Consider the following 13,244-nt stretch of genomic DNA (forward strand, 5'->3'; position numbering starts at 1 on the left):
GGAAGCCATGCCTGGCCGGGTCATTACGGGGGCTGCCGACAGAGCGGCAGCCATCGATGCCTGGCTGCTGGGCGCAGCCGGCATACCGGAGAAGCTGCACGCCCGGCTGCGCCGCGAGGACGGCATCCAGTGGAGGGGCGACCGGCTGCGGCTGGCCCTGTTCCCCCACCGGGAGGCAGGAATAGAGCCGGTGTGGCAGGAGGCTGCGGCTGAGGTGCTGTTCGAGGACGACTTCTGCCTTGTGGTCCACAAGCCTGCGGGTCTGGCAGTTCACCCGGACGGCAGCGGCACTGGGGTAACGCTGGATCATCTTGTAGCCGCGCATTATGCGGCTTCCGGCGGCGGCATTGCCGTCCGTCATATCCACCGGCTGGACAAGGATACTACCGGACCCGTGCTGTATGCGAAGAACGAATACGCCCAGCTTGTGCTGGATGAAGAGATGCGTGAGAAGAAGGTATCCCGCCTGTATGCGGCCATTGTTGAAGGCACAGTGCCGCCTGAGCTTACGGTGATCGATGCCCCCATCGGCCGTGACCGCCATCATGCGGCGCGCAGACGGGTATCCCCTGGAGGGCAAGCGGCGGTAACACGGATTGTGGGGCGCGAAGCCCTGCCCGGCGGAACCGTAGTGAAGCTGCAGCTGGAGACGGGCCGGACGCACCAGATTCGTGTCCACCTCAGCCATGCGGGCCATCCGCTGTTCGGGGACGATCTGTACGGCGGATCGGCCTGGCACTCTGCGGGTATTCCTTCCGGCAACAGCCTTAAGGAAAAGCAGCCCCTTCGTTCGGAGCCCGGTCAGGTGAAGTCTGCCATTACGGCCTGGTTCGAAGAGCAGGAGAAGGCAGGGCTCACCCCTGGTCTGCAAGTCCAAGGCAAGCAGCCGCCGGCTCCACCTTCGAAGCCGGGAGTCAAGGCGAAGCAGGGGAGTTCGGACCGCCAGGCGCTGCATGGCGAGAAGCTGATTTTCGCCCACCCCTGGACCCGCAGCAAGATCGAAGTAGCCGATCCCTGGCCGGAGGATATGCGCCGCCTGCGCGAGCAAATCGGCGGCACAGATCAGGAGTAGGCCATTAGCCAATCGGCTCTGTGAAGTTAAGATAAGTCAATGTAAGCCATGCCCAGCCGGGCCGCATTTCTCTGAACTCTGGAGGATTGCGGCCTGGCTAAAGGGCCCCATACATCACAGGAAGTAACCATTTAAGAGGAATCCTGCAAAAAAATGCAACAATACTGCCCCAAAGAAGCGTTCTATGCTGAAATCCTGCACAAACTGCAACAAATTCAGCGCTAACTTGCTCTAAACACCGAAATTTGTGCAAATAATGCAACAATGTACTACAAGCATTGAAAGGTATAGAGAAATCCTGCCAAAAGTGCAACAATACTGCTCCTTAAAAGCGGCCGGTGAGGGAGACATTAGCATCGTTTACCCGCTGGGTGATCTTGTTCTTGTTGTTCAAGGAAACCTCCACCAGTCAAGTTGCCGGTGAGCCCGCGTTCCCTCTGATGCATTCCCGTGCTTCATCCATATATTTGCAGATTCCCAGTAACATTTGTAACTGACGGCCCCCCAATATATTGATAAAAATAGGATGTAAGCGTAACTCATAACGTTAACTGGGGGAATATTTGTGAAAAAAGTTACTAAGTTAATGCTCGTGGCCGGCATCTCATTGGCACTTGTCGGGGTAGGGAACAGCGGCGCCCTGAACAATGTCACTTCGGCAGCGAGCGCACCGCTTAAGGTAGGCCGGGTGGAAGCGGCTGCCCATGGCACCAAATGCTTCACCGTAGCGGTTGCTGTAGTCCAGAATGGCGTAATCGTTGCGGCTTCGCTGGATGATTATCAGTTCCTGGGCACCGATGTAGCCACTGGCGTACCGAACTCGGACAAGGACTTCGGCAAGAATTACAAAGATCCGAATATGGTGCTGGCCTCCAAGAAGACCAACGCCAAATACTACAGTGAGCACATGACGGAAGAAGCCAAATCGACAGTAGCCTATGACAAGAACCTGGCGGCTATCGAGAAGTTCGCAACAGGCAAGACTATAAAGTCCCTCGAAGCTACACTGACTAACAAAAGCAAAGAGCAAGTCGTTGATGCGGTAAGCGGTGCAACTCTGGTGGATACCCAAGGTTACCTGAAAGCCATTCTAAGCGCAGCCAAAGCTGCAAAATAAACGGCTGTTCCATCATTTAACCGATTTCAACCCCTTCATGGCTGCGGCTGTGAGGGGTTTTGCTATGCTGTTGCCACATATCGCCAGACCGGCTCCTCTGCTCAGGAGAGTGGCACCCCTGCAATTATGGGTATAACACTAATAAGTACAAAGATATCTGCATTCGCGAGTATTCATAACTGGGGGGAAGGCCATGAAATGGCAGGGCAGAAGAGGCAGTTCCAATGTGGAAGACCGCAGAGGCCGCGGCGGCGGAGGCGGAGGCAAGCTGATTGGCGGCGGAATCAGCGGGATCGTGATTATAGTGATTGTTACGCTGCTGAGCGGCGGGAACATCGGCGATATTATGGGGAATCTGACGTCAACCGGTTCGGGCACGAACTCAAGTGTCCCTTATGAACAGAGCGCCCAGGAGAAGGAGTTATCCGAGTTCGTATCTGTGGTGCTGGCCGATACCGAGGATGTCTGGTCCGATATCTTCAAAGAGCAGGGGATGACATACCAGGACCCGACGCTAGTGCTCTACAGCGGCAGTGTGAACTCTGCCTGCGGTACCGCCAGCTCGGCCGTAGGCCCGTTCTATTGTCCGGGAGATGCCAAGCTGTATATCGACCTCAGCTTCTATGATGAGCTGCAGCAGCAGTTCAATGCGCCGGGCGACTTCGCCATGGCGTATGTGATTGCCCACGAGGTGGGCCATCATGTGCAGACGCTGCTGGGCGCTTCCGAGCAGCTGAATTCGGAGCGCCAGCGCCTCAGTGAGACCGAGTTCAACAAGGTTCAGGTTCGCTTTGAGCTGCAGGCCGATTATTATGCCGGAGTGTGGGCGCATCATGTCCAGGGCGAGAATCTGCTGGAGGAGGGAGACTTGGATGAGGCTCTGACGGCAGCGAGCGCAGTCGGGGACGATACGATCCAGAAGCGGGCGCAGGGATATGTGGTGCCCGACAGCTTCACGCACGGAACCTCCGAGCAACGTAAGCGCTGGTTCTATAAGGGCTTCAACTCCGGCACGATTGCCGGCGGAGATACCTTCAAGGCTGCTGAGCTGTAGCCGCCTGCATCAGGAACACCAAGAGCCGCTCTTCCGGTTGCCGGAGAGCGGCTCTTGTTCTTATTTGGGATTTATCATGAGGAGCCGTTTCTGCTCCGCCGGGAAGCTGGGGTGTATGCCAAAAACAGCATACATTGTGCTGCCGCGCACGCGCCTTCATAGGCCGTCCCTCTGCGCGGAAACGAGTGTCAAGGCTGCACATCGTTCCGGTAAGACAGACGGTTGCGGCCAAGCTTCTTGGACTCCAGCAGGAGCTGGTCGGCGTAGACGTACCCTTTTTCCATAGAGGTCTTCTGGTCCGGGTCTGCCTTGTAGTAAAAGAGTCCGAAGGATGCCGAATAGGGCACGCGGATGATCTGCTCCTCGAATTCTGCACTTACGGTGTGACCGTGAAGGCTGTCCAGAATCTCCTGAATCTGCGTCCTGCACTCCTCGAAGGTCTTGTCCCTTAGGAAGAGCGTGAACTCTTCGCCGCCGCTGCGGAACAGAACATCCTGCTCCTGCAGGTGCATCTGCAGCGTCTTGGCAAAATGAACAATGACCCGGTCACCAACGGCGTGGTTGTAGCTGTCATTGATTTTTTTGAACCGGTCGATGTCCGCCACTACAATCCCGATGTACTCCCCGCTCTGGTTCAGCTCCTTCATCATTTTGTCCATATGCGCCCGGTTATAGGTGCCGGTGAGGAAGTCGCGGTAAGCCATCTGCTCGAATTTGTCGCGTTCATACTTGTGCTGGGCACTCTGTGATTTGGAATAGAACGAGATGCTGACTACATAGTTGAGCAGGAAGAGGGCGATCAGCATCTCCCATTTCTCCATTTGCAGCAGCCGCAGCAGCAGAGCGTTACTAAGAGCCACCTTGCTGAAGTCCAGCAGATTCCGGCTTCGGAATAGCAGATTTCGCGCTTCCCGGCGTGTCTTGATATCTCCCGACAAGGCAAAGGTCAGCACCAGGAAGGTGGAGGACAGCAGGGTGGTGACGCAGACCACGAGCAGGAACAGCAGCCAGTATCCGAGCGGAAGCTTGTCCGCCAGGGGAGAGAGCGCCGTATACAGATAGTACGCAGCAGAGCCGCCCAGTGTGAACGAACCGATATTGTAGAAGGTATCCAGGAACTCGCCGGGATCGGCGGTTTTTGTTTTCTTTTTATAGAAATATACGATGAACCGGTATACGGTCTCGAACAGGAGCGTGCCGAGCGGACCGGCAAAAATCCCGAAGGAGGAGGTATAGCTGATGGCATAATCGATTGTTGAGTTCCCGCTCCGGGTCACAATCCGCAATTGGAAGTAGATGCTGGAGAAGATAGTGTATAGCAGTAATGCTTTTATATAGGTAGCGTCCAGGACTACAGCATGCGCGGGAATGAAGGCTATAGCCAGGGATGCGACAAATAGAAAAAGGTCAAATACCCTCGCTTTTGACATGTCGGAAATTTCCTTTCAGGATTTATACCGATTATACCCGAAAAGATGATTCTTGATTAAAAGATATTTTTGAAATTTGCAGGGAATGATCATATATCCCTTTCCGCCTGCCCGCAGCCTACATATACTATTCTGATTAGGGTGGAGCAGACTGCTCCTGCACCTAAATACATCTATAGCCGGGGAGAGGAATGCATGAAGATATTGCTGGTCACCTACTGGGGCCTCACCAATATGGGCGGAATTTGGACATATATGAAGCAGCTGGCCGACAAGCTGGGCGAGCAGGGCCATTCCGTTACACTGATGGGCAGCCATGCGGAGAACAATACATTGTATTTGCTCAACCGGACGGAGTCTTTTGATAAAAAAGCGTTCTATTCGCTGCTGCTGCCCCAGCTTGATATCGGCCGGTTCCCCTCGCTGCATCTGGAGCATGGCATCTTCAGCTTTGAGCTGGGGCGTTACGTATTCGAGGGCGGCGCCGCTGTGCTGGGGCTGGAGGAATATGATGTCATTCACGCCCAGGACCCTATAGCCTCATATGCAATACGGCGGATCATGCGCCGTCCTGTTCCGCTGGTCGCAAGTGTTCATGGGGCATTGACCAAGGAGACCTACTATGAGTATAAGGGGCTTGAGCCCGGACTGACCCGGGAGGCCTATGAGCAGCGGCCGATCTGGAGCTATTTCCGCAGGCTTGAGACACTGGGTGCCCAGGCGGCTGACCAGATTCTGGTCTCTTCGGAGTGGATCGGACAGCTTACGCAGAGCCTGGGGGTCAGCCCGGACCGTATTCATACCTTGCCGTACGGGCTGGACCTGCATCAATATGCAGCCAGGGCCGCAGAGACGCCGCCGCTTCAATTTGCAGAAGGAATCCCTGTCATCATGTATGCCGGACGTCTTGAATATATCAAAGGCGTCCATGTGCTGATAGAGGCGCTAGGCATTCTGGAGCAGCGCTGTCAGCAGTGGATCTGTGCGGTGGCCGGAATCGGCAGCCTCCTGGAGGAGCTCATGGAGCAGGCCCGCCTGCTGGGTATCGCGGGGAAGGTCCATTTCACCGGGAAGCTGAACAATATTCCGGCTGCACTCCGGGCTGCCGACATCTATGTGCAGCCCTCCCTCCAGGATACGCAGCCTTTCTCGGTTACAGAAGCGCAGCTTGCCGGAATCGCGCCGATTGTCGCCGGAACTGCAGGCATGCCGGAGATGGTCCGGCAGGGAGAGACGGGCTGGATTGTTCCTCCCGGAGATGCCGCTCAGCTCGCCCTGCAGATGGAGCAGCTGCTGGGGCATGAGGAGCTGAGAAGACGCACCGGCCTCCAGGCTAAGCACTGGGCAGAGCAGACCCGTTCGCTGGAGGTCATGGCTGCGGGTACGCTGCATGTATACCAGAGAGCGGTCAATCTGCGGGCCGGCCGGCCGGGAATTCCGGATCACCTCCGGTTTGAGGAAGAACCGGGCGCGGGTGCGCTGCCGGCAGCTTTTCATCCGGCAGATGTGCTTAACGAGGGTGATCCGGGGAATCCGCTTGCCGTAACGATGCGTGTCAAGCTTCCGCAGCACTACTCTATTCCTGATGCACGTACGGCCCTTCCTCCCCTGGGATAGGCGCTGTCCGCAATTGAAGCGGCAAAGTTGTCATGCCTGCCTGATTGAAGCATATACATGAGGGGAGTAACATTTTGGGCTTATACTCTGGGCTTGTCTCAGGGATAGATTATGCCAAGAAGGAGGACATTTCCCGTGTTTGACCAGTCCCATGGCTTGCGGTTTGATATTTATGAACGCATTCACCTTTCGGAAGAGCTTCCGGGAATAGCAGAGCTTGAGGAAGTCGAGCTGGTTCCCGACATCCAGGTCATCCAGCGGGAGGACCGGGCCGAGCTGCACGGACAGCTGCTGCTCACCGGACTCTACCGGGGGGAGGATGACCTTACACAGCGTCTGGAGCATGCAATTCCTGTTGAAATCACTGTTCCGCTGACCCGGGTCAGCTCACTTGATGACATAGGGGTGGAGATCGAGAATTTCGATATTGATCTGCTGACGATGCGAACCGTCAACATTACCGGAGTGCTCTCGCTGCGCGGAATCGGAAGTACAGATGTACAGCCCGCCTGGCAGCAGGAGGAATACACGGTAGCGTATTCGCCGGAATCAGGAGACAGCAGGGCGGCTGAGGAGCAAATCCGCAATCCGGAGAATGACACCCTGTATGAGAATTCGCTCTGGACCTATGGCGAAGGGACGGCAGAGGGCGCTGCGGAAGATCAGAACTCCGCTGTTCCGGCTGAGGCAGCAGCTGAGCCGCTGTACGCAGAAGATACTTCTTACAGCCAGCCCGCGGCCTATCTCTCCACACCCCTGAAGGACAAGGAACCCAGAGTAAGGACCCATAGTCTGGATACGGCTTCTTCGGCAGGCAGCAAGCCGTCGGCTGATAAGGCCTCCGCTCATTTCCTCACCTCCAGAGAGAAGACGGCACCGGCGGCTGTGAACGGCTCGCTTCAGGAGGACACCACGCTTCAGACAGGCACCGCCGCCTTGAACACTGTGGACCATTGGGGCAATGCGAAGCTTCATGCCGTATCGCAGCCGGAGCCGGTGCTTACCTCCGCTGCCAACGATGCTGCTGCGCTGTTTGCCGGGAACGAAGAAGGGGAGGCGGCAGAGGAGATCCAGGCCACAGACAATGAAGTCTTCCTGTCTGCGGAATCTCTGTCTCCCCAGGAGGAGAAGCAGGATCTCAAGGTTGCTCTTGGCAGCAAAAAAGAACCGGGAGCCGCCGAGCAGGAGCCGCTCACCTTCTCCTCGCTGCTCAGCGCAAGCCGCGCCAACCGAGAGCAGGAGGAACTGCTCTCTGGCAATATAGACTCTGTAGCGCAGGCTGTTCCTGAGGCAGGCAATGATACAGCGTGGAAGAGCCGGTTCATCGGCGGGATGGGCGGGACAGAGCTGTTCCGCAAGGTACGGCTCTGCATCGTGCAGCGGGAAGAGACGCTGGATACCATAGCCGAGAAATACCAGCTAAGCACCCGGGAGCTGACAATGTATAACCGGCTGTCCGGTCAGATTGTAGAAGAGGGACAGGTATTATACATTCCTTGAGATTGACGGTGTGCGGAGAATTCAGGCTTAACAGGAACAGCCCTTGCCTTATGCATGGGGCTGTTCCTGTTTTTTGTGAACCGGCTTTTGTTGGGGGCATGTTTACACGTGTCTCCGCTCCTGGTTTACAAACCGCCTAGGTCGGGGTAATAGTCACTACCGGCCTACATACATTACACATTCAGGCAGCTATGCGCTGGTACATCACTTCTGGAAGGATGATATATCACATGAAGAGAAAAGTGGCAGCCACTGCGGCCGCACTAAGCTTGACGCTCACAGTCTCGGCCGGTGTCTACGCCGCCAGTAATCTGCAGGAGATCAAGGCGCTCCTGAACAACAAAATCGGGATCGTCGTGAACGGCCAGGCGTACACGCCCAAAGACGGCAACGGCAAAACCCTCGCCCCGATTACCTACAACGGCATCACTTATCTGCCTGTACGCTCCATCGGCGAAGCGCTGAACACTGCTGTTACTTACGATGCTGCAACCAGCCGGGTCATCATCGGTGATGCGGCTGCTCCGGCTGTCTCCTCCGGCGGCTCGTCCGCAGGAACACCAGCAGATGCTGTGAAGCGGCCGAAGAGCCTGCCGGCAGACTTCCCGCTTCCGGCGGACGCGAAGATATTTGATCTGATCGAAGGCTCGGCAACCGGTAAGCCGTCCGCGACCTTCAGCTACCGCACGAAGCAGAGTCTGGAGACGCTCGGCAATACGTACAAGGACTATTTTGTACAAAAAGGGGCAACCTCCAAGTCTGAGGAGGTCTCCGCCTCAGCCTTCTCGATTATTGATGCCGGAAGCACATTCTCCGTTACGCTGGATGGCGCTCCCGGAACGGGCGGCAATCAGGGCTTCAATGTGGTTCAAGTGATCTGGAGCGGGGAGTAAGCAGCAATGTACGTCTGCTGCGCGCCCTTTGTGTATATGCTGGTTGACTAGGGATAACACTGAATGTATTATTGAACTATGTAATAACTAGCATAAAGACTGGGAACGGGAAGAGTAGGCGGTCAGCCCTTCAGAGAGCGGGATTATCATTGGTGTGAATTCCCGCAGGATGCAGCCCCCGAAGTCGCCCCGGAGTTGCCCTTCTGAGCTTGTCTTCATCATGAAGACCGGTTAGGATGCGGCCGGTTGCAGCCGTTACCCTGCATGAGTGTCGCGCTAAGCTTCAGGAACCTGTAAGGGAACTTAAGGCAGTGGTTTATTTTTTATTGGCGCGAAACAAAGGTGGTACCGCGAAAGAATGGCCTTTCGTCCTTTGAGACGAAGGGCCTTTTTGTATTCTCAGAAACCGCTAGCTACTCAATACATTTAACAGTGGAGGGTTCACAATGGCTGATAACAACAATGCAGCAGCAGAGCTGCCGAACGGGCAGGAAGCGGCAGAAGCTACCGCTTCAGCTAATCACAAGCAGAGCGACATGCCGACTACATATGATCCGGGAGCGGCAGAGAAGAAATGGTATGCGTACTGGATGGAGAAGGGCTTCTTCGAAGCCGGCAAACGGCCGGATGCGGAGCCTTACAGCATCGTGATTCCGCCGCCGAATGTAACAGGAATGCTGCATATCGGACATGCGCTGGATTTCACGCTTCAGGATGTGCTGATCCGCACCAAGCGGATGCAGGGATATGATACCCTGTGGCTGCCGGGTACGGACCATGCAGGGATTGCTACACAGACCAAGGTAGAGCAGAAGCTGCGCCAGCAGGGAATTTCCCGCCATGATCTGGGACGCGAGAAGTTCCTGGAGCAGGTATGGGCCTGGAAAGACCAGTATGCAGAGACGATTCATGACCAGTGGGCCAAGATGGGCCTGTCCCTCGATTACTCCCGCGAACGATTTACCTTTGATGATGGAATGAAGAAGGCGGTAAGCAAGGTATTTGTGGAGCTGTACCAGAAGGGCCTGATCTACCGCGGCAAGCGGATTATTAACTGGGACCCGGCTGCCCGTACAGCGCTGTCGGATATTGAGGTTGAATACAAGGAAGTGAACGGGCATCTGTACCATCTGCGTTATCCGCTGAAGGATGGCAGCGGCCATATCACGGTGGCTACCACGCGGCCCGAGACGATGCTGGGTGATACAGCGGTAGCGGTACACCCGGAGGATGAGCGCTATAAGGATCTGATCGGGAAGACGCTGATTCTGCCGGTTACCTTACGTGAGATTCCGGTTATTGCTGATGAATACGTAGATAAGGATTTCGGCAGCGGTGCGGTTAAGATTACACCGGCGCATGATCCGAACGACTTCGAGATGGGAGTCCGCCATAACCTTCCGCAGATCAACGTAATGGATGAAGGCGGAGTGATGAATGAGGAAGCGGGCGCTTACCAGGGAATGGACCGCAGCGACTGCCGTAAGGCCATCGTAGCCGACCTGAAGGAGCAAGGCGTGCTGATCTCCATTGAGGATCATGTACACCAGGTTGGGCACAGTGAGCGTTCCGGGGCCGTAGTAGAGCCTTATCTGTCCACCCAGTGGTTCGTCAAAATGCAGCCGCTGGCAGAAGCAGCCATCGCTGCACAGAAGGACGGTGACGGGGTCCACTTCGTGCCGGACCGCTTCGAGAAGACGTACCTGAACTGGATCGAGAATGTCCGTGACTGGTGTATCTCCCGCCAATTGTGGTGGGGCCACCGTATTCCGGCCTGGTACTCCGAATCTACCGGGGAGCTTGTAGTTGCACACGATGAAGAAGAAGCGCGCCGCATCAGCGGGCTGTCCGACCTGAAGCAGGATGAGGATGTTCTGGATACCTGGTTCAGCTCGAACCTCTGGCCGTTCGCTACCTTAGGCTGGCCTGATCAGGACAGCAGCGACTATCAGCGTTACTATCCGAACAATGTACTGGTTACCGGCTACGATATCATCTACTTCTGGGTAGCGCGCATGATTTTCTCAGCCATGGAATTCACAGGCCAGAAGCCGTTCTCCGATGTGCTGATGCACGGACTCGTACGCGATGCCGAAGGACGCAAGATGTCCAAGTCGCTGGGCAACGGTATTGATCCGCTGGATGTTATCGAGCAGTACGGCGCTGACGCCATGCGCTATATGATTACTACCGGCAGTACAGCGGGCCAGGATCTGCGGTTCCGTATGGAAAAGGTAGAGCAGGCGCGTAATTTTGCCAACAAGATCTGGAATGCCTCCCGGTTCGCGCTGATGAATCTGGAAGGCGTAGCCTTTGAAGATATTGACATTACAGGTGAGCTTGGCACAGCGGACCGCTGGATTCTGCACCGCCTGAACGAAACTTCCCGCGATATTACGCGTCTAATTGACTCGTACGAGTTCGGCGAGACCGGGCGCCTGCTCTACAACTTCATCTGGGATGATCTGTGTGACTGGTATATCGAATTCGCCAAGCTCTCGCTATACGGAGCGGACGCAGCTGCCAAGGCCAAGACCCAGTCTGTTCTGGCTTACGTGCTGGACCGCACACTGCGGCTGATTCACCCGTTCATGCCGTTCATTACGGAGGAGATCTGGCAGCATCTGCCGCATCAGGGCGAATCCATCACCTTGGCCGAGTGGCCAAAGTACGATGCGGCGCTTGAGAATCCGCAGGCAGTATCAGAGATGAACCTGCTGATGGATATTATCCGGGCCGTTCGCGGGATCCGTGCGGAAGTGAATGCGCCAATGAGCAAGAAGGTCGAGCTGATTATCAAGGCCGGCAGCCAGGACACCCTGGACATTATTTCCCGCAACGACAATTACATCGGGCGCTTCTGCAACACCTCTTCCTTCGAAGCAGGCCTTGCGCCGCAGACGCCGGACAAAATGATGTCCGCCGTGGTTACCGGAGCGGAGCTGCTTCTGCCGCTGTCCGGTCTGATTGATATCGATCAGGAGATTATTCGTCTCGAAAAAGAAGTTCAGACCCTGAACAGCGAAGTGGAGCGTGTGGAGAAGAAGCTTAGTAATCAGGGCTTTGTGGCCAAAGCTCCGGCGAAAGTCATCGAAGAGGAACGGGCGAAGCAGGCGGATTATTCCGACAGACGCGATAAGGTGCTGGCCCGTATTGCAGAACTGAGAGGATAACAGACATGGAAGAGATCACCCGGAGCGGCGCTGCCGCTCCCTTAAGTTCTTATACAGAAGCCGTAGACTGGATCAACAGCCTGATTCCTTTTGGAATCCGGCCGGGTCTGGAGCGGATAGAGCTTCTAATGGAGAAGCTGGGACATCCGCACCGGAAGCTGAAGTTCATTCATGTGGCGGGGACCAACGGCAAGGGCTCGACCTGCGCCTTTTTGACCTCGGCCCTTATTCAGAGCGGATATTCGGTGGGGACATTTACCTCTCCTTATATCACGAAGTTCACGAACCGGTTCCAGTACAACGGGACGGATATTCCTGAGGAGACGCTGCTTGCGCTTGCCAATCAGCTGCGTCCGCTGGTCGAGGAGATTGCCGGCACTGAGCTGGGCTCACCGACCATGTTCGAGGCGGCGACGGCGCTTGCAATTCTCTATTACGGTGAAGTCTGTTATCCCGATGTAGTCGTATGGGAGACGGGGCTTGGGGGAAGGCTGGATGTAACGAATATCGTTACTCCGGTGGTGTCGGTCATTACCAATGTGGGACATGACCATACCGATGTGCTGGGAGATACGCTTACGCTGATTGCCGGCGAGAAAGCCGGGATTATTAAGCCGGGCGTTCCTGTAGTCAGCTGCGTGAGCCAGCCTGAGGCTGTAGCTGTATTGAAGGCCAAGGCGGCGGCTACCCGTTCGACACTCTATTTAGCCGGAGAAGATTTCAGCTATAGCGGAGTTGAGCTGAGAGACGGCTGCCAGCATTTCACCTTCAACGGGCCGTTCCGGGGACTTGAGCTGGATATTGCCATGAAAGGTGAACACCAGCTGCAGAATGCGGCCGGAGCGATGATGGCGCTTGAGGTGCTGCGGCAGTATATGGCCTTCATGCTGGAGGACGAGGATGTGCTGGAGGGCTTCCGGGGCACATTCTGGGCCGGAAGGCTGGAGGAAGTGAGCGCCTCGCCCAGAATTATTCTGGACGGCGCGCACAACCCGGAAGGGGCTGAGAGCCTTGCGAAGAGCCTTCCGCAGTTCCAGCCTTACGGTAAATTAAATTTGCTCATGGGGATGCTGGCAAATAAGCATCACGAGTCGTATCTCAAGCATATACTGCCTATAGTGGATACGCTCATCCTGACCGAACCTGATTTCCGTAAGAAGATGGACGCGGAAGATCTGCAGGCGATCGCAGAAAGTCTGCGGGATAAATATGCCAAGGAAAACTTGGAAATCATAGTAGAACGTAATTGGGGCCAAGCGCTGCAGAAGCTGCAGACGATCACAGCGGACGATGACCTCGCGGTTGTGTCCGGAACGCTGTATTTGATTTCTGATGTGCGCAGTACGCTTTTACGGCAACCCGATTCTGAAAAAGGCTGGTGACGAACT

8 protein-coding genes, 1 pseudogene and 1 other annotated feature are annotated in these 13,244 nt (G+C 55.7%); of the genes and pseudogenes, 8 read left to right on the forward strand and 1 reads right to left on the reverse strand.

Annotation, left to right across the window (positions count from 1 at the left end; translation table 11 throughout):
* Positions 1-7 precede the first annotated feature (7 nt).
* The 3 genes and pseudogenes from MKY96_RS03445 to ypfJ all read left to right on the forward strand — a co-directional run.
* Positions 8-733, forward strand: a pseudogene (locus tag MKY96_RS03445) (RluA family pseudouridine synthase); the annotation flags it as partial.
* 904 nt (positions 734-1,637) lie between these two features.
* A complete protein-coding gene (locus MKY96_RS03450) occupies positions 1,638-2,189 on the forward strand; it encodes a hypothetical protein (RefSeq protein WP_340938653.1) in 552 nt (183 codons plus the stop codon).
* 193 nt (positions 2,190-2,382) lie between these two features.
* Positions 2,383-3,243 (forward strand): KPN_02809 family neutral zinc metallopeptidase, encoded by an 861-nt coding sequence (gene ypfJ, locus MKY96_RS03455; RefSeq protein WP_340938654.1) that lies wholly within the window; start codon positions 2,383-2,385, stop codon positions 3,241-3,243.
* A 188-nt stretch (positions 3,244-3,431) separates the two neighbouring features.
* Here ypfJ and MKY96_RS03460 read toward each other — a convergent pair whose 3' ends face one another.
* Positions 3,432-4,673 (reverse strand): GGDEF domain-containing protein, encoded by a 1,242-nt coding sequence (locus MKY96_RS03460; protein WP_340938655.1) that lies wholly within the window; start codon positions 4,671-4,673, stop codon positions 3,432-3,434.
* Positions 4,674-4,868: 195 nt separating this feature from the next.
* On the opposite strand from MKY96_RS03460, the gene MKY96_RS03465 reads away from it, so the two are divergent.
* From MKY96_RS03465 to MKY96_RS03485, 5 genes are all read left to right on the forward strand, one after another.
* Complete coding sequence (locus tag MKY96_RS03465) at positions 4,869-6,290, forward strand: glycosyltransferase family 4 protein (protein WP_340938656.1); 1,422 nt, start codon at positions 4,869-4,871, stop codon at positions 6,288-6,290.
* Between the two features lie 135 nt (positions 6,291-6,425).
* Positions 6,426-7,790: a LysM peptidoglycan-binding domain-containing protein gene (locus MKY96_RS03470; protein WP_340938657.1), complete on the forward strand. Its 1,365-nt coding sequence runs from the start codon at positions 6,426-6,428 to the stop codon at positions 7,788-7,790.
* 230 nt (positions 7,791-8,020) lie between these two features.
* Positions 8,021-8,683, forward strand: a complete 663-nt coding sequence (locus MKY96_RS03475) for a stalk domain-containing protein (protein ID WP_340938658.1) — start codon at positions 8,021-8,023, stop codon at positions 8,681-8,683.
* Between the two features lie 92 nt (positions 8,684-8,775).
* Positions 8,776-9,060, forward strand: a binding site (T-box leader).
* A gap of 159 nt (positions 9,061-9,219) precedes the next feature.
* A complete protein-coding gene (locus MKY96_RS03480; RefSeq protein WP_340944430.1) occupies positions 9,220-11,856 on the forward strand; it encodes a valine--tRNA ligase in 2,637 nt (878 codons plus the stop codon).
* A gap of 5 nt (positions 11,857-11,861) precedes the next feature.
* Positions 11,862-13,238: a bifunctional folylpolyglutamate synthase/dihydrofolate synthase gene (locus tag MKY96_RS03485; protein ID WP_340938659.1), complete on the forward strand. Its 1,377-nt coding sequence runs from the start codon at positions 11,862-11,864 to the stop codon at positions 13,236-13,238.
* Positions 13,239-13,244 lie beyond the last annotated feature (6 nt).

It is taken from the genome of Paenibacillus sp. FSL R7-0302, from assembly GCF_038006885.1.
Classification (GTDB): Bacteria; Bacillota; Bacilli; order Paenibacillales; family Paenibacillaceae; genus Paenibacillus_AQ.